21 protein-coding genes and 2 CRISPR repeat arrays are annotated in these 20,717 nt (G+C 42.1%); of the genes, 6 read left to right on the forward strand and 15 right to left on the reverse strand.

Features of this window, described 5'->3' with window-relative positions; genetic code table 11:
• Window positions 1-92 precede the first annotated feature (92 nt).
• From RMY31_RS22065 to RMY31_RS22075, 3 genes are all read right to left on the reverse strand, one after another.
• Window positions 93-353, reverse strand: coding sequence for a hypothetical protein (locus RMY31_RS22065; protein WP_409878184.1), 261 nt, complete (start codon window positions 351-353; stop codon window positions 93-95).
• A 2-nt stretch (window positions 354-355) separates the two neighbouring features.
• Window positions 356-550: a hypothetical protein gene (locus RMY31_RS22070; RefSeq protein ID WP_322661597.1), complete on the reverse strand. Its 195-nt coding sequence runs from the start codon at window positions 548-550 to the stop codon at window positions 356-358.
• A 688-nt stretch (window positions 551-1,238) separates the two neighbouring features.
• On the reverse strand, window positions 1,239-2,129 hold the full coding sequence (locus RMY31_RS22075; RefSeq protein WP_322661599.1) for a hypothetical protein: 891 nt from the start codon (window positions 2,127-2,129) through the stop codon (window positions 1,239-1,241).
• 176 nt (window positions 2,130-2,305) lie between these two features.
• Here RMY31_RS22075 and RMY31_RS22080 point away from each other — a divergent pair, with 176 nt between their 5' ends.
• Both RMY31_RS22080 and RMY31_RS22085 read left to right on the forward strand, forming a co-directional pair.
• Complete coding sequence (locus RMY31_RS22080; RefSeq protein ID WP_322661601.1) at window positions 2,306-2,530, forward strand: hypothetical protein; 225 nt, start codon at window positions 2,306-2,308, stop codon at window positions 2,528-2,530.
• 31 nt (window positions 2,531-2,561) lie between these two features.
• On the forward strand, window positions 2,562-3,122 hold the full coding sequence (locus RMY31_RS22085) for an NAD(P)H-dependent oxidoreductase (RefSeq protein ID WP_322661603.1): 561 nt from the start codon (window positions 2,562-2,564) through the stop codon (window positions 3,120-3,122).
• 322 nt (window positions 3,123-3,444) lie between these two features.
• On the opposite strand, the gene RMY31_RS22090 is transcribed toward RMY31_RS22085, so the two are convergent.
• Window positions 3,445-3,804, reverse strand: a complete 360-nt coding sequence (locus RMY31_RS22090) for a hypothetical protein (protein ID WP_322661605.1) — start codon at window positions 3,802-3,804, stop codon at window positions 3,445-3,447.
• 210 nt (window positions 3,805-4,014) lie between these two features.
• On the opposite strand from RMY31_RS22090, the gene RMY31_RS22095 reads away from it, so the two are divergent.
• Window positions 4,015-4,182 (forward strand): hypothetical protein, encoded by a 168-nt coding sequence (locus RMY31_RS22095; protein WP_322661607.1) that lies wholly within the window; start codon window positions 4,015-4,017, stop codon window positions 4,180-4,182.
• Window positions 4,166-4,636 carry a GNAT family N-acetyltransferase gene (locus RMY31_RS22100; protein WP_322661609.1) on the forward strand — a complete coding sequence of 157 codons (471 nt, stop codon included), beginning with the start codon at window positions 4,166-4,168 and terminating at the stop codon, window positions 4,634-4,636. The genes RMY31_RS22095 and RMY31_RS22100 overlap by 17 nt, the downstream gene beginning before the upstream one ends.
• Before the next feature lie 126 nt (window positions 4,637-4,762).
• On the opposite strand, the gene RMY31_RS22105 is transcribed toward RMY31_RS22100, so the two are convergent.
• From RMY31_RS22105 to RMY31_RS22115, 3 genes are all read right to left on the reverse strand, one after another.
• Window positions 4,763-5,320 carry a hypothetical protein gene (locus RMY31_RS22105; protein WP_322661611.1) on the reverse strand — a complete coding sequence of 186 codons (558 nt, stop codon included), beginning with the start codon at window positions 5,318-5,320 and terminating at the stop codon, window positions 4,763-4,765.
• A 445-nt stretch (window positions 5,321-5,765) separates the two neighbouring features.
• The gene (locus RMY31_RS22110) at window positions 5,766-7,241 is read right to left on the reverse strand and encodes a hypothetical protein (protein WP_322661613.1); all 1,476 of its coding nucleotides are present in this window, start codon (window positions 7,239-7,241) and stop codon (window positions 5,766-5,768) included.
• Window positions 7,242-7,414: 173 nt separating this feature from the next.
• Window positions 7,415-7,738: a helix-turn-helix transcriptional regulator gene (locus RMY31_RS22115; protein WP_322661615.1), complete on the reverse strand. Its 324-nt coding sequence runs from the start codon at window positions 7,736-7,738 to the stop codon at window positions 7,415-7,417.
• A 214-nt stretch (window positions 7,739-7,952) separates the two neighbouring features.
• On the opposite strand from RMY31_RS22115, the gene RMY31_RS22120 reads away from it, so the two are divergent.
• Together RMY31_RS22120 and RMY31_RS22125 are read left to right on the forward strand one after the other, a co-directional pair.
• Window positions 7,953-8,768, forward strand: a complete 816-nt coding sequence (locus tag RMY31_RS22120) for a BRO family protein (RefSeq protein WP_322661617.1) — start codon at window positions 7,953-7,955, stop codon at window positions 8,766-8,768.
• Between the two features lie 20 nt (window positions 8,769-8,788).
• Window positions 8,789-9,859, forward strand: a complete 1,071-nt coding sequence (locus RMY31_RS22125) for an ArsR family transcriptional regulator (RefSeq protein ID WP_322661619.1) — start codon at window positions 8,789-8,791, stop codon at window positions 9,857-9,859.
• A gap of 288 nt (window positions 9,860-10,147) precedes the next feature.
• A CRISPR array of direct repeats spans window positions 10,148-10,993; the repeat unit is 37 nt.
• 72 nt (window positions 10,994-11,065) lie between these two features.
• Here the strand turns inward: RMY31_RS22125 and cas6 (RMY31_RS22130) are convergent.
• The 8 genes from cas6 (RMY31_RS22130) to RMY31_RS22165 form a co-directional block, all read right to left on the reverse strand.
• Entirely contained in the window at window positions 11,066-12,241 is a 1,176-nt protein-coding gene (cas6, locus tag RMY31_RS22130; RefSeq protein ID WP_322661621.1) for a CRISPR-associated endoribonuclease Cas6, read from the reverse strand.
• 100 nt (window positions 12,242-12,341) lie between these two features.
• Window positions 12,342-13,930: direct repeats of the CRISPR family, unit length 37 nt; unit sequence GTTTCAGTCCCCGTGAGGGGTAATGAGGTTTGGAAAC.
• A 228-nt stretch (window positions 13,931-14,158) separates the two neighbouring features.
• Window positions 14,159-14,452 (reverse strand): CRISPR-associated endonuclease Cas2, encoded by a 294-nt coding sequence (gene cas2, locus RMY31_RS22135; RefSeq protein WP_322661623.1) that lies wholly within the window; start codon window positions 14,450-14,452, stop codon window positions 14,159-14,161.
• Window positions 14,449-15,426, reverse strand: a complete 978-nt coding sequence (gene cas1d / locus RMY31_RS22140; RefSeq protein ID WP_322661625.1) for a type I-D CRISPR-associated endonuclease Cas1d — start codon at window positions 15,424-15,426, stop codon at window positions 14,449-14,451. Before cas1d ends, cas2 begins: the two co-directional genes overlap by 4 nt.
• A 54-nt stretch (window positions 15,427-15,480) precedes the next feature.
• Window positions 15,481-16,080, reverse strand: a complete 600-nt coding sequence (gene cas4 / locus RMY31_RS22145) for a CRISPR-associated protein Cas4 (protein WP_409878185.1) — start codon at window positions 16,078-16,080, stop codon at window positions 15,481-15,483.
• A 1-nt stretch (window position 16,081) separates the two neighbouring features.
• Entirely contained in the window at window positions 16,082-17,110 is a 1,029-nt protein-coding gene (cas6, locus tag RMY31_RS22150) for a CRISPR system precrRNA processing endoribonuclease RAMP protein Cas6 (RefSeq protein WP_322661629.1), read from the reverse strand.
• Window positions 17,088-17,870, reverse strand: coding sequence for a hypothetical protein (locus tag RMY31_RS22155; protein WP_322661630.1), 783 nt, complete (start codon window positions 17,868-17,870; stop codon window positions 17,088-17,090). Before RMY31_RS22155 ends, cas6 (RMY31_RS22150) begins: the two co-directional genes overlap by 23 nt.
• Window positions 17,851-18,813 (reverse strand): DevR family CRISPR-associated autoregulator, encoded by a 963-nt coding sequence (locus RMY31_RS22160; RefSeq protein WP_322661632.1) that lies wholly within the window; start codon window positions 18,811-18,813, stop codon window positions 17,851-17,853. Before RMY31_RS22160 ends, RMY31_RS22155 begins: the two co-directional genes overlap by 20 nt.
• The gene (locus RMY31_RS22165; protein ID WP_322661634.1) at window positions 18,806-20,623 is read right to left on the reverse strand and encodes a hypothetical protein; all 1,818 of its coding nucleotides are present in this window, start codon (window positions 20,621-20,623) and stop codon (window positions 18,806-18,808) included. Before RMY31_RS22165 ends, RMY31_RS22160 begins: the two co-directional genes overlap by 8 nt.
• Window positions 20,624-20,717: the final 94 nt, after the last annotated feature.

A 20,717-nucleotide genomic window follows, 5' to 3' on the forward strand; every position in this document is an offset into this window, starting at 1 on the left:
AATATTTCTGATGGTTCGATAAACTATCTTTTGTGAACTACCTCTTTGAACCTTAATCGGGTATTTGACAACTGGTGGCTTATGTATTGACATCACAAAAACCCCATCTGTACAACATTTTGGTTTTTTGGAGGCTGACAGGTCATTCCTTCGACTGACTGACATTTGATAGCCAGTTTTGTGGAATTCAAGGAAATTTCAGATATCTTTCTTTGATTTGGCAGGGGTAAGAACACATATTTAGCATTCTGACCATTACCTTCAGTTCGTAGATATCTGTATTGCGTACCCTCAATCATATATACTTGCGATTGATTCAGGGTTCTAGGCTCGTAAACAGGATTTAGTTTCATGATTACTTCTCCAGTTCTAGATAGTAACCATTCCCTGTATTCTTTACCTTGGCTATATCTTTGGTTATCAAATCTTGAATCACAGTCTGGCTAAAAGTTAATTCTGATAACTTAACTCGTCCTCCCCTGTTCTGAAGAAACAGCAGACAAGCGTTTTTATTATCAACAGGGTTTTTAGTGCTGGATAGGGTTGCCATATTTCTGATGTTTGAAATTGTTTAAAGTAAGAATTCAGGAGTTGTAAAACTTCTAAATTCCAAGTATTTGTTCTAGCCGTAAACTTCCAGTGACGGGGCTTTCCTTTTGAGATTACCCTGACCATCGTCACCATTGGTTGTAATAGTAGGACTTTTGCATTCCGATTGATTGCAAGTAAAATCCCAATGGTTGATTTGTTCTCTGTGCCTATGCTCTACAATACAATTCGCAATTCGCAATTCGCAATTCGCAGTTAGGATTAGTAGAGAATTAAACTCTTCACACTATCATTAACCATTGCATTTTTACTTGAAATAAGCACAGTTTTAATGTTTATTATTGCTTAATTATTCAATTGTATAGTCCGCATTTTAATTGCGAATTGCGAGTTGCGAATTGCGAATTGATAAAGGGCATCCCAGGCAAGTTGAAGTTCTTGTTGCTTATTCATTGAGTTTATTTGAAGTTCTCATTTCAGACTTTGCGAAGCAATACTGTTCATGCCAAAATTACCTTTGTAGTTGAATCGGTTCCCTAGAGCGATCGCTGTTGATTTAACAAGCTATCGCTTTAGGTTTAAACAGACTATTGCTACCGAGGCAATGATTTTTTGCTATACAAAAAGCGGTCTGCTGTTAACAAACCGCTTTTGATTTTGATGCGTAATATGAATGTGCTGAAAAGGTTTTACTGCGCGAATCTCGCTAACAATTCTTCACGGGACAAATTAGATAATTGCAATAGCACACTGGCAAATTCTTCTGGTGGTAACTGTAATAAACTATTAACAACTCTCGACAGTTCCTCATCCACAGTACCAAACCGGAATCTCAACAAGTTTTCTACAACATCCCGTTGTCCCTGTTGTCTTGTTGTATCTTCCCATTGCTGATAAGCTTGCGACAAGTTCATGATTAACTCCCGATCGTCTTCTGTTAATTCGGCTTGCTGTTGAACTACAACAATCCGCCAATTGGTAATTAGTCTTAAGGTGTTTTGTCTTAATTGGTTGCTTTCTGGAAGTGCCAACAATTGGGCTACAGCTTGGCGTTGTGTTTCTCCTCTACCTAAAATCCTTAGCCACAATGTTTCTTGTGTAACTGGTAGTTGATTAACTGCTATTACTGCTCCTCTAAAACAATTTTGAACAAAGTAAACTCCGCTTGGCCAGTTTTCTAAGTCTAGTTTAACCTCTAAATCCTTTAACAAAGCCTCTGAGACACTGGGCGATACGATCCACAGTCGGGCTAAACTAGCTTCCCTTAGCCGGGTTTTTTCCCGTTTGGCTTTACGCTGCGCGTCGGCAATTACAACAAATAGTTTGAGAAAGCAGTTGCGTATTTCTGAAAAACTCGGTTGATTGCGAAATGGTTCTAGTAAAGCAGTATTAAGCATAGCTATTCTGCCAAGTAACCCTAAAGTCTCGGCATCAGCAGTAGATGTTGTCGTTGGTGAAAATAAAACATCGACAAATCTTGGTTCATCAGTCACCTCTCTATTAGTTGTTACTTCCCCTAAAGAAGACAGTAATTCTTCTAAAAATTGCTTGGCAAACTGGTCGTGAGGCTTGGTAGTCATATCAAAAATGAGAACTGTGTCTAATTTTACTGGTGAGTTAGTAGTTATATTTCGTCTACGATTTAGATTCACCAGTACTGGCTGTTGCGATCGCTGTTTGGTAATGTAAACGTGCTGAAGTATGAAAATTTCCGTGTAAGGTAATCTAAATAATCTCTGTACTTCAAATTAGTCTTATGACTTACCAACAACTACAAACAGGTGATTACTTTCGCATCTCTGGCTTGAGTACTGGTTACGTCTACCGAAAAGCTAGCGATACGCATTGCAGCTTACACGGGATGTTGCAGCCGATTCGACCGCACACTCCAGTCAGAAAGATGACTGCGATTGAAGTTCAAGAGCATTTTGCCCAACAGCAGTCTGAGCTAACAACTATCAAAAAAGCAGCTAACAAGTAAAATCACAGCAGAACTAGGTCAAAATTAGACTATGAAAATACTTGCGATTTCTGGAAGTCTCAGACCTGGTTCTGCCAATACCTCACTGCTACGTGCTGCTGCAAGAATTATCGGTGAAGGAATTGAGCTTACAATTTATGAAGGATTAGCCAACCTGCCGCATTTCAATCCTGAACTCGACGGTGAAGTTCCTCCAATATCAGTAAACAATTGGCGTAAGCAGCTTAGAAAATCTGATGGAGTAATCATTTGTACACCAGAGTATGCATATGGAATGCCAGGTGTACTGAAGAATGCTTTAGATTGGATAGTCTCATCAGGTGAGTTGGTGGGCAAACCTGTTGCTGCAATCAGTGCCTCTCCATCAGAATTTGGTGGTGCCAATGCTCATGCTTCACTAGTGCTGACATTGACGGCGTTAGCTGCAAATATTGTCCTGGGAGCATCGCTGAGTGTTCCATTTGTGAGTAAAAAACTGAATAATAAAGGTGAACTGACAGACCCTGATACTGCTCAGTTACTCAGATTTGTCCTTGATGCACTTGTAGCAGCTATGAAAGTGCAGCCAGATGCAGCAGAACGCTTGCTATGATTCCCTTAACAGCAATTGAGTTGTACAACATGCTTGTAGAAGTCACAACTACTTCTTGAGGTAGAAGGACATACTAAATGCTGGATTTAGCGTTGAAGTAGATATCCTAATTCCTTTGGTGCTGACGAAGTAGGTTGGTGATATAGGTAGCTATTGAGTTGCTTGATTTTCAACGCCGGATGAATTAAACTCCTGTATGCATTCAGAATTTTGGCAACTCCTCAACAAAAGTGGGCAGCAAGTAGTGCCCATTTTTTGTCTCTCACACCACCAACACCATCTAAATCTAAGAGCGACTTATCAGTATCAGTCGCTCTTATTTTTAAGAGCCAGTTGACTGTTGCTCGGTTGGAGCCGCTCTAACTACCCCTGTAGCTATCATGAACCTCTCTAAACCAATAGCCGCATCCAATGGCTGGGTATAGTGAATTTCGTCTACTGCATTTGACCAATGGGTTAAGTGTTGAAATATAACACCCAGCATTGAATCGTCTTTGTAGACGCGGTATACCTTCGGGAAACCACCTTTGACATAAACAAGTTTGTATCCAGCAAGTGAAATCACCTCTGCATTGGGATCATCTGGGGGCAAGAGAATTTTCTCTGTACATTCTTCATACGAAAAGTAGTCACAATCACAACTGTCTGGAGGAGAAAGTGTAATATTTGTACTTTGTACCATGATGACCTCATTTCTGATTACAGTTTGGGGCGAGTGCGTTCACCGGGTATAAATGCACTTGCCTTTTCATTTGCGCTAAATCAAGGCAACTACCCTCGCCCAAAAGAACGCGATCGCAATCATTAGCAGCGGCCAAATCGCTGTTATCGAGTAATACAGGTATTAATATTTACAAATCGAAGCGAGAGTATAATTGCCGTATTTTGTGCGATGATCCGTATTCGTTATCGATTTAGTTCTAAAGGCGATCGCATATCAATAGAACTGCGATCGCCCTTTCTACAGCCAACACTCACGCTGCCAATAACACCGAACTATACTTTTAGCACAAGGTATAGGGTGAGTAATTGGGAGTATGTCAATGCATTTTTGCTTTGAACCGATGAATGCGGCTAATGCAGAAAAACTTACTCGCTGGCATTACCAGCCACCTTACCAGATGTACAACGGTACGTCTAATGAAACACTGATTGGGTCGTTTGTAGACCCTCAAAACGCTTACTATAGCATTCAGTACAATGGCGAACTAGTTGCCTTTTGCTGTTTTGGTAAGGATGCCCAAGTACCAGGAGGCGATTATGCAAAGGACGCACTTGACATTGGTTTGGGAGTGCGCCCCGACCTGACAGGGCAGGGAAAGGCACAGATGTATATTGCAGATGTCCTCGATTTTGCAAGTTCAAAGTTCAATCCCAGAGTGTTTCGCGTTACAGTGGCAGCATTTAACGAACGTGCGCTCAGAGCATGGAAAAGAGCTGGATTTCAACAGGTACAAGCATTTCTTGCACAAGAGCATAAAGAATCATTCGTCATACTGGTGCGGCATAGTTGATTGCCTCAGCATAGGATTAGGTGGCAGGCGATCGCATTTGTGTTGGATGCAATCGCCCTTCCTAAATCCGAGTGTAAGCAAGGATTGTCTTGCTACATCTTGCATTTCGGAAATTGCGAATTGGTCTTACGCCGCTACTGCCACTCTCACTCCCAACAAGGTTATCGCAGCTTCCCCACTGTCAACTCGTTGTGATGGCCCGTATTGATGCCGTCTACTGTACCAGCCTTCTCTATTGCATCCGACGAAGCCTAACAATCGACCGTCCCGAAACACTTTCGCGCTGAACGATAGCCAGTCTATTTCACCGTGCCACAGACCAAACTTCTTGCAAGCTGTTTCAAGTTCTGCGCTCAATCTTTCGTTCCGTTCTCTTAGTGTTTCTGGCAGTGTTGCTTTAACCTCTGCAACTCTCATCGAAAACCAATCGCGGTCAAATGGTAGCCTTCCGCCATGCATAAGCTGCACCCATACGGTGATGCCGCCTTCTATCCAGATGGTTTTGATCTCCTCTGGAGTGCGTTCGATGATGGTTGCAATGATTTGGCGATCGCGGTGAGTTAGCGGATCTTTGGTTGGGGCTACAGTTTCCGCCTGGGTTGCAACAAAAGCGTTGAGTTCAGCTTGTGCCAACGCTTGCTCGTCAATAGAAGAGGCTTGCTGTGTAAGTGTACTTTGCGTCATAATAAAGTTCCTTGAATAAGGGAAAAGGCGATCGCTAGACTGTCCAAGGTGCAGTGATCGCCTTTGATTTTTACGAACAAAACGTTGTGATTCTCCACAACGCACTCAGCGAAATTTAGCGGAGCTTTTAGAATAGACCAGAAGTGCAATGGCGCAACCTTGGGGACTGCGATCGCACTTTTCACGAGAAAGCTACAGCTATAAGTAAATGTCCTTTGATTGCATCGCCAGGTACTCTTTACCCACTCAATAGTTGAGCTTGTGCTATACCCCAGTAATCATGTCTTAGGACTATGTGTGTTAACTCGAACTTTTTTGCAAACCCTTGATTGCGTTCTGGTGCAGGCGGTTTGCTATTCGCTTATAAAAACTTGAACAAAGTTGCCTATAAGTAGACAAAGTTGTACAGGAAGAAGTTAGCGGTTTATCTTCTAAGAAATCGTCTTTAACGCCGTAGCTTGCGCCTGCCAGATTCCTCCGACAATTGCTTGACCAAAGACCCCCAGTTAGAGATAGCATAGAAGTTGTGACGCTTAATGCTAGATTTCTTGACTAACTTATTTAGTTGGTTCCACAGGCTCCATACGTGCTTTCCATCCTTCACGGACAGATAGGCGGTTATAGAGCCTGGAATATTTTCATTCAATCGCATACCACGCCTAGCAATGGCTAAAGCAGCAGCTTCATCACTGGCTAAACCATACTGACGTGCATATTTCACTAAACCAATTAAACTGGTGTAGGCTGGATTGACTTTCATCAAGTAAATGCCACGATTGCTTAAAATACTTTCTAGTAACTGGTAAAAACGGCTATATGCCCAACTAGAAAGCATCCGAGCATACTTTCTGCCACGCTCTCTTAATTGTTCCTTCTTAGTAGAAAAGTCTAATTCTTCACAAACAATCGGACAATCAAATATTGTGGCTAATCGCACCAGTTGTAAGCAAGCTTCAACAATCTGCACATCTTGTTTGCCTGATGGTAATCCCATCAGCATTGGAATTTGCCCGTGTGCTTTAAGATTGCCATCACTATCAACATAAGCCCAACCGATAGAGCCAGGATTCATATCAATCCCAATACAGCCAAAAGCAGAATGCCTGGAAACTCGATTGACTGGTACGGGTGTAAATTGCACTGCTGCATTCCATTTGTTGTGCTTGCGAAAGAAATGCCATGTCTTTGCGCCATCTTTGGGCAATCTGTTGATATTGCGGTCAAAGTTGCCTAACGAAGTTTGTACGTACTTTCCAAACTTTGATTCTAGGCAAGCTGGGACGCGGAATTTGATAGTATTACCGTTCCATTGACAAACTTGATTACCAAAACTTTCATTCTTAGAACCAACTACAAATACTTGATTTCTAGGAATAACTGTTTGAATGGGGGCTGTCTTTAAGTGTTCGATTTGTTGAGCTAATTTGTAAGCCCGGCGTTTTTTATTGTGAATTTGAAAACGTAAATTCTTCCAATTAGTGTTACGGAACTTTAGAGAACAAGACAGTGGAAGGCGGCATCCTGTTTTAGAATTACGCCAGTTCTTTTTAGCATAGAACCTAGCAGAATCAGATAATTTCTTCTCTGATTTTGTAATCCAAGAGTTAAGCGATTTTAGTTTACCTTCGAGTGTTTTGATGTGGAGCTTACGGTGTTCCTTAGAAGCATTAACCGCACCTTGAGCAAAACTAATTACACCACTGGACTGTCGCCTTGATATACCATAAGCCTTTTGTAAATAAGTATTCCAACTAGAGTCATTGAAGCTATTTACTGCAAAAAGGTGATTAGCTGTCTCACACGCTGCTTTATGGAATACCGAACTGTAAGCAGCTAAAAACATCTCAAACTCTGTGAGTCCTAAACTATTCACTTCTTCTCTTGGAGTTGGTAATCCTTTTACATACGTGAGAGTAGTCATTTACATTGCCTCTTTTACTACTGCTGTCATGCCATCATTTAGTTTTTTGTTTTTCTTGCTTCTAAGTCCGTTTAATCTCAGACAGATAAAATTTTCTTTATCCTGAAGGTGATCTCTCTGAATTAATTTTCCTGGAGTTCCTTTCTTTGCCCTTGATTACTATAGTGCAACTTTTAGTTGCAGTTGTCAACCCCTAATTGCACAATTTTGGTTTCTTTCAAACACAATAATTCAGCTAATGTACAGTTAAAGACCTTACACAAACCTGTGACAATTTCAGGGGAAGCACTTTTGACATCTGAGTTTGTCTCCATTCTGTGCAAATACTGGCGAGAAATCTCTACATCCTTCTCAGCAAGCTTTTTAGACAAAGTTAACAATGGCATATCACCACGTAACAAGCGCATTTTCTCCCCACGCTCCTTTGTCCATTTAATTGATCCCACTTCACTTAGTGGTAACATTACAACCTCTTCTACTTCTTCTTGCCTTGCCATATTGTGCAACATTTAGTTGACAAACTCAATAGTTATCTGCAACTATTAGTATCAAGGCAAAGCACAACCGATCGCCACTTGGAGAAAGATTCTCTTTTGAATCTTATTTTGTCGTGACTACTTGACTAAACGGTAAATTAGCGCAATTCAATGGATTGCAATTAAAAGGCTTTCAAAATCTGAGGCGGCATTGCAACTATGCCGCAATAGCTTTATGCGTCAAAAAAGTGGAGAAAGTATGGACGCGATTATCAACAGTGAAAGTTACTCCAGCCCCTTTGACCAAATTAAACATATTGATAGCGACGGTCAAGAATATTGGCTGGCCCGTGAACTAATGCCCATCTTGGGGTATCAGCAGTGGCGACGACTTGAAGATGCCGTTACCAGAGCGATCGCTGCTTGTAAGAATATAGGGGTTGAGTGCGAAAACCACTTTTTGTCATTGCCGGCAAAAAGTACTGGAGGCAGACCCAGAGACGATTTCAAGCTCAGTCGCTATGGTTGTTACCTAACAGCAATGAATGGTGACTCCCGAAAACCAGAGATAGCTGCCGCACAAAATTACTTTGCAGTAAAAACTCGTGAAGCAGAGTTAGCCCCACAAAATTCAGAACTGCTCGCTCAACTCTTGGAAAGACTCGAACAGCAGAACGCGGTAATTGAAGAACAAGGCAAGGCGATCGCTGACCTTCAAGCCCAAATCCAAAACTTGCTGCCCCCAAGAGCCGACTTCATGCCCCCCGGCTGGGATGCCGATGTTTGGCAGAAGCTGCCATCACAAGACAAACGCCACTTCCGCTTTTCGTACCGCCGTCGCAACTTCCGACCATCCCAAGAGAATCAACCTTTAGCCCTACCTGCGGCGACTGTTGAGCAGATGAAGGAACGGCAACGGGCTGAGGTCGAACAGTTGATGGATGAAGTATCGCCCGAAGAGAAACAGCAATTTCAAGCCGCTAAACGCCAAAAGCTTAGGGAATTTTGGTCGCAAGCATCCGTTGAAGAACAAAAAGATATGCCGTTTTAGAAGATACAGGAGATAAGCAGATGAGTAGCGTTAATCCTGCTGAGAAATTTTCAGTCTTAGTTATCTTGCGTCGAGAATACCTGGACATTACCGGAAACTTCTGTGCAGCAAAGCTAATTGAGTATTTCCGGCACTGGACAAACTGGAAGCTCAAGAATCACCGTACATCTTGGGTTTATCAGCCACTCAAGAAAATCTACACCGATCTGATGGGTGAGCATAGTTTGCACGTTATTAGGAGTGCGATCGCTCTACTTGAGGAGATGGGGATTATCGAGAAGCAGAAGAATCCGGGTAACGGTCAGGATAAGACATGGCAGTACAAGTTGCACTTCGAGGTGTTAAATGGACTACTTGAACACCGCAGATGCAAAACTGAATCTTCGGAGTTCGCTGTTGAACAACACCATAGATCCAATCCTGAAGCTTCTAAGCCACAACAACACTGTGCTGCTGAGGAAGAAAAAAGTGAAGTGGAAGAAACTAAGATTTCGGAACCAACCTCGATTACTCACTGCGTTGATGAACCTGCACTGATTAACTCAACTAGCGAGACAGGCTTTCGTGAGGACAATTTTTCCGCCGCCGCTGCCGAGCCTGTGGAAAAATCGAGTCAAGCAATTTCTCCTTTACCAGTCCAGGGCGATCGCTATGTTGATGAGTCTGAATTGGATGATTTAGCCGATTTTGATGAAGGTCAGGTTTCCGAGGCAGAGGTTGAAGCAAATACGGATAAGCCTAGCAAGTATCAAATTAAAGAGATTTGCACTGAATTGAGGAGGTTAAGAATAAATCCTCAGCCTTGCTTGGGGGTGGTCAAGAAGCATTGGGCAAATGTGCAGGGTGCGATCGCTCGTGTTAAGGATGCGATCGCTGAAGGTTGGTGCGATAACCCCACTGGCCTGTTTATCAATTCGTGCAAGAGTGGGGTTAAGGGAAAAAATACAGTCACCAATGATGTCAGTGATTGGTTCGAGTGGGCGCGACGGCAGCGGATTGTGCTGGCAATGTCGGGTAATGTGGTTTATACGCCGGATGGGGAGGCTGTTGAATTGCAGGAGATGATGCAGAGGTTTCCGGTTGGGGAGTGAAAGTTTCGTCTTACCTGCCTAAAATTTCAAATGCCACTGGTCTGTGTATCAATGCCTGCACTCTTTGGGGCGAAGGAGAAGAATAACGTGATGAGTTGTGGAAACGAACTCTGTGACAAATGACAGCAAGCACCAACAAAAGTTGCAGTCTCCTTGAGGGGTAATAAGGTTTGGAAACTATCCATTCTCTAAGAGTTATGCGATCGGTTTGAAGTGTTTCAGTCCCCTTAGGGGTAATGGATTGTGGAAACGAAATTGCGTTTTTGATGGGAACAAAGCTACAAACATGTTTCAGTCCCCGTTAGGGGTAATAGATTGTGGAAACATTGAAGTAATTATTATCGCTTCCTGGACTACTTCGAGTTTCAGTCCCCGTTAGGGGTAATAGATTGTGGAAACGTATCGCCAACTTGCCTGTCAAAGTAGTGCAAAAATTGTTTCAGTCCCCGTTAGGGGTAATAGATTGTGGAAACTCAAGCGATTGTACAGTTTTACGAATATCCGTAAAGTTTCAGTCCCCGTTAGGGGTAATAGATTGTGGAAACGTAAATCAACAAATTAATCTATCTCCAAAATTAGCAGTTTCAGTCCCCGTTAGGGGTAATAGATTGTGGAAACGTGACTTCTTCCCATGTAGCAGCAGCATCTATTTGTTGTTTCAGTCCCCGTTAGGGGTAATAGATTGTGGAAACGGGTTCTTCAAATAAGTACTGAGCAACTTGATCGATGTTTCAGTCCCCGTTAGGGGTAATAGATTGTGGAAACCAATGGTGGAACGAAAAGTGTAAACACAACTGTGCTGTTTCAGTCCCCGTTAGGGGTAATAGATTGTGGAAACAGCATGAGAGTGAATTCGTTATTTTTGATTTTTAAGGTTTCAGTCCCCGTTAGGGGTAATAGATTGTGGAAACCTGGGGTGATATCAACCTTGATGAAGGAAGTATTAATGGTTTCAGTCCCCGTTAGGGGTAATAGATTGTGGAAACTCTTCACAGTATGCCTTCTTATACACGAGGGAAAAGTTTCAGTCCCCGTTAGGGGTAATAGATTGTGGAAACTGTGGAACATATGCCAAGTACCAATTGCAGTAGGTGTTGTTTCAGTCCCCGTTAGGGGTAATAGATTGTGGAAACTGCTCGGTGCTGAAACTGTTACAGAGCAAGCTCCCTAGGAAGGATTTTGACGAACCTCAAAAACAGGTCGATTTCAGCCGCCGATAATTTTTTCAGATGATGCAGTTTCTTCGTTTTGCTTGAGAACTTTGCGAGCTAATTTTACATAAGTTTTAACCGTTAACATCGGCATTTCTAAATCCGAGGCGATCGCCTGCAATGAATCGCCCATTTCTCTACGAGCCAATACAGTTGCCCAGGTTGAGGCAATTCTATCAGTGCGCGAGCCTCCCTTGCGTTTGCGCTGTGCAGTAAATAGCTCTGTCAGTTCTTCAATGCGCTCTGCCAACATGTTGTTCAACAACGCAGCGGATGTAGCTGACCCTTGTTCCACCCAATCCAACCGAGTTTGTCCCAAACCGAAAGTAGTTTTATGACCTGTACCGCAGTACGGTGCAAGTCTGACTAAAGCATAAAATAGCTGGCTAAATTCAGTGTTGGCTAAAGCTGACCGACTCAAACCCAAGGAAATTGCCCCAGTAAAACCTGTGACCGAGCCGCGTTTTCCTGCTGCCACTTTCATTGACTCTAAACGATGCTGATGAATAATTACCCCCGCGTCTATCCATTCAAGAAATGTTTCTTGTTCTACTGGCATCTGGGAAAAATCGTTCCACCTCCGTAGGTAACTGTGGAAGAGATTTTCTGGTACTGGCAGAGGAAAATGATTTCCTTTGCGACGAAAACTTGTCGGTGAAATAAAACTGATATTTACTTGTGAGTATTGTTGTGGTGAGTGCAGTAACTGTGCATAAGTAGTTGGAGCCTGAGCGATATTCACTTGTTTGATCTGTAGAATTGTGTCACTCAACTCTATAGTTTTTGGTAAGTTGGTTAACCACTGTTTGAGGAACAATGCCACCCTTTGAGACAGTGCATTGATATGCCAATGGTAAATTTGGTTGGCGACTAATTGCAGTTGTTTGCCACTAGGTAATAGTTGTCCTTCTAGTGCTGAGATAGTAAAGGCTTTTTCTGATTCTCCATCGTGGAGATATGCAGATAACTCTGGGTCGATTTGCTGCACTTGCTTTAGAAACCACGCATGAAGTCCAATACTGTATTGCGAGTAAAGAGAAGCTGTTGCTGTTGCCTCTAAATCAAACACCAAGCCTACTAATTCAGTCTCATCTGCCCATGTCGGCACTGAGGAAGTGGGCGTTGATTTGACTCTAGGCCTGCGCTTGGGGGCTGTGGCTGCTCTAGGCATCGCTTGATTTAAGTCGAAGAATGTCCAATATTTTAGGCGATTTCTATCCCCTTGCGAGGAAAATTTAATTAGTGACTGGTCGAGTGAGCGATCGCTTGTTGTTTTAGTCCCCGTGAGGGGTAATGAGGTTTGGAAACCGGATGGAGAACGAATTGCGATCGCAAGATATTGATATGTTTCAGTCCCCGTGAGGGGTAATGAGGTTTGGAAACTTATACTTGCAACGGTTAAGGTAATGACATTAGAGTTTCAGTCCCCGTGAGGGGTAATGAGGTTTGGAAACGTCGTAAAGAGTACCGCGACTATCGCAACAACGTTGTTAGTTTCAGTCCCCGTGAGGGGTAATGAGGTTTGGAAACCTTTTGGCTTGGGTGACATATGTGACTATAGTATTGGTGTTTCAGTCCCCGTGAGGGGTAATGAGGTTTGGAAACCTGGGATTGCGGGTCGCTATCGGTCAAAGAAAATAGAGAGTTTCAGTCCCCGTGAGGGGTAATGAGGTTTGGAAACATGTACTTACTCCAACAAGATTGGATAGGAACGATAATGTTTCAGTCCCCGTGAGGGGTAATGAGGTTTGGAAACCTATGTGCTGTGTTTTTGGAGTAAAACCAACATCTTATGTTTCAGTCCCCGTGAGGGGTAATGAGGTTTGGAAACCTGAAAACACTGCCAGAGCCTTTGGATATATCTTAAATGTTTCAGTCCCCGTGAGGGGTAATGAGGTTTGGAAACTTAGAGGATCTAGTTTTTGACCAACTACACGTAGAGGAGTTTCAGTCCCCGTGAGGGGTAATGAGGTTTGGAAACCTTCCTTACTTAACGAGCTATTTAGTAGCCTGCTAGTTTCAGTCCCCGTGAGGGGTAATGAGGTTTGGAAACAACGTCATCCCCCCATCTGTGGCAGTGGCAGCGATCGGTTTCAGTCCCCGTGAGGGGTAATGAGGTTTGGAAACCAGACCTTGGCTCAAGAGTGGGGAATAAGTAACAGGTTTCAGTCCCCGTGAGGGGTAATGAGGTTTGGAAACTGTAAAAATTTATGGGCACATTGATGCTGTATTGTCGTTTCAGTCCCCGTGAGGGGTAATGAGGTTTGGAAACACCTGTCTATCCCTGAATTAGTCCAGCAAGTTAAAGTTTCAGTCCCCGTGAGGGGTAATGAGGTTTGGAAACGAATAAATACTTTAGCGGAAAATAAATAAATTAATGTTTCAGTCCCCGTGAGGGGTAATGAGGTTTGGAAACTCTTAAAGTTAGTTCTGTTAAGTCAGGTTTTGAATCTAGTTTCAGTCCCCGTGAGGGGTAATGAGGTTTGGAAACTTGAATCTTAGATGGAATATCATTATATATTTTTTTGTTTCAGTCCCCGTGAGGGGTAATGAGGTTTGGAAACTCCAAATCAAGAAAGCTTCAGTAGATAGAAATATCAGTGTTTCAGTCCCCGTGAGGGGTAATGAGGTTTGGAAACTTTATTTAGTAGATGTAGATAAAGATAAGCTGTGGAAGTTTCAGTCCCCGTGAGGGGTAATGAGGTTTGGAAACTAAAGTTGAAAATCTCCAAGATAAAGAACTAGAATAGTTTCAGTCCCCGTGAGGGGTAATGAGGTTTGGAAACCTACACAATATATTCCAGTTGAAGATTGTGTTGATATGTTTCAGTCCCCGTGAGGGGTAATGAGGTTTGGAAACTGCTCGGTGCTGAAACTTAATCAGAGCAAGCTTCTTGGGAAGTAATTTGACAAACCTCAAAAATAGATCGGTTTCAGCCGCTGTTATTACGACTATTTTTCAACTTCCCAAATATTTGAAACGCTGGAATTATTAATTTGTCAAGGTTCTAGCGATTTTGGCAAACCTCCAGGTTTTTTGACCCCGCTTTGGTTTGACAAACATCAAGTTAATAAACTAATCTACCAATCATAAGACAATAGTTTGTTCTTGTCGAGGTATTTCCGAACCGTATGTAACTGTTCGTTTAACTGCACTAGCATCCAGTACATATATCCTTACAGAATCCTCTTCAGGTTTGATGAGTTTTTCTATTTTTGTCTGTAGTGTAACAAATTGTACAGACGTTAAGAAGCACTCGAATACACTGTATTGCGTCCATTTACCATAGCCAGACAACATTTTGTGCAAACGAGTACGGCGTTTATTTGCAGCCTTGTTATCAGGTAAGTCGTAAATAATCAAATAGAATAGCGCGATCATCGCAAAGCTAGAGCTTTATAGGGAATACCTTCTTGCAAATGCCGACCTATTAAGCGTGCTTGTAATTCTATTGCTCGGCGATAACTACATCGATATTCAAAAACAGGATGCTTGAATTCATCATTGAGCTTGCGCTCAAAGGCTTGTAGAAAGTTTTTTCTAGCAGTATCTTTGAGTCGATATGCACCTAAGCTTTCGTTAAAATCTTGAGGTTGAATTTCTCGATTGCGTAGCACTGCTAACACAACATTATCCGCAATTAAAGCGCGAAACTCTTCCATCAAATCGAGTACCATCGAAGGCTGACCGTGATGAACTTCGTGTAAGTAGCCAATATACGGATCTAGCCCAGCAACATGAACCGCAGCTGTTACTTGAACGCGCAATAAACCATAAGCGAAACTGAGCAGCGAATTCACTGGGTCGGTAGGTGGACGGCGATTTCTGCCTGTAAAAGTCCATTGTTTTCCAACCATACGCGGCCAACAGCTAAAATATTCGCGTGCGGCTAAACCTTCGATACCCCTTACCTGATCGATAGTTTTTTGGTTCTTAACCTGGCTTTTGCGCTCTTTAAGAGGGTTATCCCGTTCGTTATGGCGGTATAAAACTTGATATTGATTATGGATTTTAGCTGCCACGATCGCTTTGACTAATTCTAAACGTTGCACTGGATCGCTATAAAGTTGATACTGAGCTAACCGCAGTTGTCCGTTACGCGAGTAACCAGGCAGTGCTGAACCCAAATATCTACCGAAGCTAGAAAGGTAATGAACTGGCATACCTAGCTCTAAAGCATAGACAAGAGCATCGCCAGTAACTTGAGGATTGCCCATAAGGACTACTTGCTCTACAGTTTGTGCAGGAATACTTTGTTTTTTCCAAGAGCCATCTTCCTGCTTCAAAGCCACATTAAAAGCTTCATAATTCTTGCTCAAAACAGCATCAGCTTGGGTAACGTAAAGCACTGACATATCAAAGGTGTGTAATTAGTAGTGAATAAAAGTTGTTAATCAAGTTGCACTGATTCAATCATCAGTTTCAGCAGCTTGCAAATTTTGTAATTGCTTAACTTCAAAAGGTAGGCAAATTACTTGTAAGCTACATGAAAGGCATTTTTTAGGATGGTCTATTGGGGATGGCATAGCCTTAGTAGCAGCAAGTTGAGCAAGGGCGATCGCCTGCTCGGTCATTTGCCGTAGCTGTGGTGTAAAAGCTACTGTCTGCCTTCTGCGGTTAGTATGATAAAAAATATCGCCATAAGCAATATTGCGTCCGGTGCGTTCTTCCAAACACAAAGCGGCTGCACACAATTGAAAATGGTCATTGAGGTGCTGCGCCATTTTGCCCTTTTTATATTCCACTGGCACAAGCTGACCGTCGCATTCTTCGACTGCATCAATGATACCTGCGACTTTCAAGCGATCGCTCCACACCCACTGTTGCTGATGAATCAGCATCTCTCCTTCTTGGAGTGTTTTTTCTTCATTGATATTGCGGTGTATGTGACGACCCAAAATAATATGCTCGTTATCTTCCATTTCACCTAGAACGTATTCCAGGTAAAATCTGCGCGGGCAATATTCCCAAGCGTTGAGATACGCCAGGGGTAAATAGTCTTCAGTCATATCAATTTTGAATGAAAGAATTTTGAATTGATGTTTGTCCCATTCCCATTGTTGTTTTTCGTCCTACTCCAGCAAAATGGGCGAAATGAGCTAAAACTGTGGCAATTTTTGCCGATTCAGAGTCGGAAAAACGATAAATTACCCAGCCTTCAGACCCAATTTCTGCGCCACCTTCTAGTTTCAGAGCATGGGTTTTCAGTTCAAAAGCAGAAACTAAACTATTCCACTTGATTTCGGGAAATTTTAATTGGGATGGAGCAAAGTGATTCCATCGCCGCAGCAGTCCATTGAAAACTAAATCGGGTAATGGAAAAGGCTGTACTGTCCCACTCTGCTTAAAGCTAGTAGGAGATAGAAATTGAAGTTTGATAGTATTTTGAACTGGTATTTCTAGCAATTTTGCAAAACTACTGGCTTGCAAAATGTCTATCCATTTGCTTAATCGACACCGAACACCTGCTAGAGTTATTTCACTCCCTAAGTCACTATGTAATCCCCAAAGCAGGGGTGCTAAGAGTTCTTGTTTCAACAAGGTAATTCTTAGCTGTATATTTTTTGGAGAAAGATATTTTATTCCCAAAGTAAAGGGTACGCTTTCTTGCTGATGTAAATGTTGGGCTAAAACCGCATCAGCATTAGCAAACCATTGAAAGCATTGAGCATGAATAGCTCGTCCTAACGTTGATGGTAATGGTGCAGTGGCGACAAGAGGAATTTGAATTACGTGCAGAGTATTAGTATCTGCTTCTACTCCTGTCATTTCATAGGGTTGCTGTTGCCATTCTACATAGTTGCTATAAGCTATACGCTGACAGATGGCTTGCATTAAATTTGGATACAAACTCATATCTGGCATTACAGGCATAATTTTAGTAACACCAGTATGAGTTTTGAGAGGAATCCAAGCTGGTGCAGGCTGAGTTTCTGGCAACCAGGAGATTAACGGTGTAGGACTAGTTGAAGTTTGCGTGCGCTTGAGAACTAAATTTAGTTGAGTTAAAACAGGTTCAGTATCTTTGGTAGATATCATAACGGGCGCTGCTAGTAGTGAGTTGCAAAGGGAGAAATCCAGGTTTGATTATTCGGTCTTTATCTAGTTGTGCTTTATCTGTGGAATAGGGATTGATACGGTTAAAAGTAGTTTTCTCGCCCAGGTCATCCATTGGCTGCACTGTAAAGCCACAAGTGGAATTGTGTTGAAATAGTGGCTCAAGAGTTTGTTGGTTGTATTGTGGCAGGTATTGAAAAAAGCAACCCCGTTTACCAAAGTAGTTAATTAGAGAGAACAGCTGCTGTAACTGAGTTAGGCGAGTCCCTTCGGGATAGCTTCGCTTCACGCTTGGGCCGCAACAGATTTGCAAATGACCTTGCATATAAACCCATTCCCGAAACACAAAACCATCTTGCATAGGTAAAGTGGAGCGAGTTTTATCAGCTTTATCAGCAGTTTGGTCGTAGTAGCGAAGTTTGTAGCCATTGCGATTAACTACCAGTTTTTCAGGTGGCCAAACATAAATTCTTAAATCTCGAATCCAGATAAATTGACTTTTAACCCATTGGTCAAAGTCACTTTCATGTTGTCCTCCTTGACTTTCCAGCAGAACTTTTAACAAAGCCATTTTGATAGCATAAGGAGTAGGCACAAGATTAGACCGAGCCGCCATACTAGTGGCATCCGAACGCTTGAGGGAGAAGAGGCTAACTGGTTGATAGGCAACAGTCAGCCATTGTTCGGCATTTGCTGGCAATTCCTGTTTAGGCGTATTTGACTTACTCAATCGCTTCGGCATTATCGCTCTCCCAAGGTTGCGCTCGCTCAATTAAAATTTCAATTTGTGCAGCAAACTGAGCAATATTATCAAAATCAAAGCAAAGTATTGTATCTGCACCGTTGATGTTATTTAAGGTTTCAGCCAAGCTATGAATTTGGCGGTTGTAGCTTGCTTCTAAAGCACTAATCATGGGTGCGGGACAACGGCGGGTACTAACGGCGATCGCGCCTTCAAAATGGTCGGGATGAGGTAAGTTAGTATTGCGCTTTGCCCCATTGGGTTGGAGGTAGGTGTACAAAACACTTTTAAGTAAAGCATCTAAACGTTTTTTGCGTTCTGTTACGTTAATGCTGTAGTTGAAAGTATGGGGATTGTAACCAATGCGAAATGCTTCAATGTTCAAGACAGTTGCATATAAACCAGAACTGACTTGCACGTTGTAGGGAGTTGGGTTATCCGTGCCGTATTTTGCATGGAAATAACTTTGAGTTTTCACAAGAGTTGGTAAACCTACGACTGCACCAAATTCAATTACTGACTCTCGTTTTAGAGTTTGTCCGCCTTTGACTGTCACCATAAATCCTTCTAAGTCACTCATAGTGCAGCGTTGAATGACTTGATTAGTTTTGGCTGCTAAATCAGTATCGGCATCTGTAAAAATTGGCAATCCTTTTTCTAAGTCATAACCAATGCGGTCTGGATGAAATTGTTGACCACCTTGAGATAATGCTAGTTCGTCTTGAATAGCAATGCGGTGTAGATGCTCTGCTTGAATGTGCTTGAGCATATCACCGGAAATACCATTGACAGACTCAGGTTCATTCATTCCTTTTTGAATAATGTAATAACGACGGGTTAAACTTTGATTGCCTTCGTTACCTTCATTGTTCAAAGCATGAAGTTGCCAAGCCAAGGAACCACTAATAGAAATTGAGTAAACTGGAAATTGTGTATTAGTCATCGTTTGATTCTCCTAAAATTGCAGTATCGTCTAATTCGTTAATATCTTGTTGTTGGTCAGGTTCTAAATCATCTTTGGGTTTAGTCCAACGAGCATAACCATAAGCAATTAAGAGATTGGCAACTAGTACAGTGTCATTTTCTGTAACTAATTCCACCAAGCGATCTAGGTCTTCTTTAGTTGTCCAAACTCGTTTAAGAGATTTACCTTTTCCTTGCAATTGTTCAGACAGGCGTAAATTTTCAGCTTCGTATTTTGCTAAAAAGTCAGTAATTTCCTTTAAAAAATCGTTCTTCGAGCCAGATTGGCTACTCAAACGCTGTGCTAACCCATAAGTCCGTTGCCATTCCAGTTCTTTTACTCCTTCTTTCGTTTGTATTTTTCCTGCATATACAGTTGCTTGGTTAATTGCTTTAGCTATGCGTAAAAAACTGGGGTCTTGGGTAATTTTGATAAAGTCCGAATCCTTTTTGGTCATTGTGTTTAACCCTGTAACGGAAAATAATCGCGGAGGTTTAGCTTTGGGATCTGCCAGCCGTTTAATAACGTAATCTGCATAACTGACTTGAAAAGGAAAAAATTGACGTAAACTTGTACCAGTAATAAAGTCTCGATAAGCAGTTAATAATTCACTGTGACCTTCTTCTGCTGACAAAGTGCTAATTACTGACAAATGCTCTTGTAAAACACTTTGATAGTCTGCTAATTCTTGAGAATTTGCTGGACGAATCCAACCAGGCAGTCCCAAGCTAAAGACTTCTTTAACTCCGTAAACCTGACCTTTAGAGCCAAAGTGAGTACCAACAAAGCTCTTTACGAAATGGTTAATCGGTTCCCAAATATCAAATTCATCAAGTTCTGCATCAGCTTGAGAAGCATGATTATTCAGGAGTTCTTGGCAAAATCGCAATACTAACTCCGCATCGAATCGAGCTATACCATGTCCCCCAGAGGGTGGATTGTACTTGCGAAGTCGGTCTAGCACTTCTCGATATTTACTCAATTGGATATCTTGAGGTTCTAGAACAACTACTCGCCATTCAAAAACACGGTCAGCTATTTTTACCCGTTCTGACACGCCAAAGCTAAATAACCCCCCAGCAATCAGCCATAGACTTAACCAATCTGCTTTTTGAGAGTCTACTTTATTACTATCTGCTTTAACTCGATTAACTCCTCGAACCGATGTTGGTAGGTAAATTTTGACTGCACTGGCTAGCTCTGGCAATTTACAGTTAGTGGCTTGAGCAAATAATTCCTGACAACGGTTAGCTTCTGTATGAGGTTGAGAGCTAGTCTCTTCACTAAATGCTTGGAATAGTGCAACCAGTAAAGCACCGTAGTTTTCTTTAAGTTGATATCCTAAGTGCCACAGTTCGTTATGATTGCGATCGTGCCGCATGGAGGTGAGAATCACTCCATTTTGGGTACTGGCATGGGGTGGTTTTGGAGCTTCTTCATTCCATTGCGGTTTATCCCGTTGCTGAAATACATAGTTCTTGTATAGTTTGCGTTTTTCGCTCTCCTTTACTGTGTCAAAAGGTTCTATCTCTAAAGGAATTTTACTTGTGTCTGTTTTTTGACCTTTAACTGGTGGAAAAGGATTAGTATAATCAAGCTTTGCGATCGCCTGTAGATTTACAGCCTGTTTTAATTGAATGCGATAGCGCATACCTTCATCGAATAGACCAACATCGCTTTTTTGATTTGTTTGTCTTAGGGCATACTCGACAAGTTGCACCAAACCCAGTAGAAGCAGTGTATCAGCATAATTTCTGTATTTTTTAGTAACAAATAGATGTTCTATCATCTGGACTTATGACCGATGAGAGTGGTGAACCCACATTCCGCAGGTGCGCTCGTAAATGCTGTAATTTGGAAAATGACCTAAATGCTGCATTTTA

This window comes from Dendronalium sp. ChiSLP03b (assembly GCF_034531165.2).
Taxonomy (GTDB): domain Bacteria; phylum Cyanobacteriota; class Cyanobacteriia; order Cyanobacteriales; family Nostocaceae; genus Dendronalium; species Dendronalium minutum.

Coding starts and splice junctions, on each gene's coding strand:
- RMY31_RS22065 (WP_409878184.1), bottom strand. CDS start 353: ATGAAACTAAATCCTGTTTACGAGCCTAGAACCCTGAATCAATCGCAA.
- RMY31_RS22070 (WP_322661597.1), bottom strand. CDS start 550: ATGGCAACCCTATCCAGCACTAAAAACCCTGTTGATAATAAAAACGCT.
- RMY31_RS22075 (WP_322661599.1), bottom strand. CDS start 2,129: ATGACTACCAAGCCTCACGACCAGTTTGCCAAGCAATTTTTAGAAGAA.
- RMY31_RS22080 (WP_322661601.1), top strand. CDS start 2,306: ATGACTTACCAACAACTACAAACAGGTGATTACTTTCGCATCTCTGGC.
- RMY31_RS22085 (WP_322661603.1), top strand. CDS start 2,562: ATGAAAATACTTGCGATTTCTGGAAGTCTCAGACCTGGTTCTGCCAAT.
- RMY31_RS22090 (WP_322661605.1), bottom strand. CDS start 3,804: ATGGTACAAAGTACAAATATTACACTTTCTCCTCCAGACAGTTGTGAT.
- RMY31_RS22095 (WP_322661607.1), top strand. CDS start 4,015: ATGATCCGTATTCGTTATCGATTTAGTTCTAAAGGCGATCGCATATCA.
- RMY31_RS22100 (WP_322661609.1), top strand. CDS start 4,166: ATGCATTTTTGCTTTGAACCGATGAATGCGGCTAATGCAGAAAAACTT.
- RMY31_RS22105 (WP_322661611.1), bottom strand. CDS start 5,320: ATGACGCAAAGTACACTTACACAGCAAGCCTCTTCTATTGACGAGCAA.
- RMY31_RS22110 (WP_322661613.1), bottom strand. CDS start 7,241: ATGACTACTCTCACGTATGTAAAAGGATTACCAACTCCAAGAGAAGAA.
- RMY31_RS22115 (WP_322661615.1), bottom strand. CDS start 7,738: ATGGCAAGGCAAGAAGAAGTAGAAGAGGTTGTAATGTTACCACTAAGT.
- RMY31_RS22120 (WP_322661617.1), top strand. CDS start 7,953: ATGCGTCAAAAAAGTGGAGAAAGTATGGACGCGATTATCAACAGTGAA.
- RMY31_RS22125 (WP_322661619.1), top strand. CDS start 8,789: ATGAGTAGCGTTAATCCTGCTGAGAAATTTTCAGTCTTAGTTATCTTG.
- cas6 (WP_322661621.1), bottom strand. CDS start 12,241: ATGCCTAGAGCAGCCACAGCCCCCAAGCGCAGGCCTAGAGTCAAATCA.
- cas2 (WP_322661623.1), bottom strand. CDS start 14,452: ATGATCGCGCTATTCTATTTGATTATTTACGACTTACCTGATAACAAG.
- cas1d (WP_322661625.1), bottom strand. CDS start 15,426: ATGTCAGTGCTTTACGTTACCCAAGCTGATGCTGTTTTGAGCAAGAAT.
- cas4 (WP_409878185.1), bottom strand. CDS start 16,080: ATGACTGAAGACTATTTACCCCTGGCGTATCTCAACGCTTGGGAATAT.
- cas6 (WP_322661629.1), bottom strand. CDS start 17,110: ATGATATCTACCAAAGATACTGAACCTGTTTTAACTCAACTAAATTTA.
- RMY31_RS22155 (WP_322661630.1), bottom strand. CDS start 17,870: ATGCCGAAGCGATTGAGTAAGTCAAATACGCCTAAACAGGAATTGCCA.
- RMY31_RS22160 (WP_322661632.1), bottom strand. CDS start 18,813: ATGACTAATACACAATTTCCAGTTTACTCAATTTCTATTAGTGGTTCC.
- RMY31_RS22165 (WP_322661634.1), bottom strand. CDS start 20,623: ATGATAGAACATCTATTTGTTACTAAAAAATACAGAAATTATGCTGAT.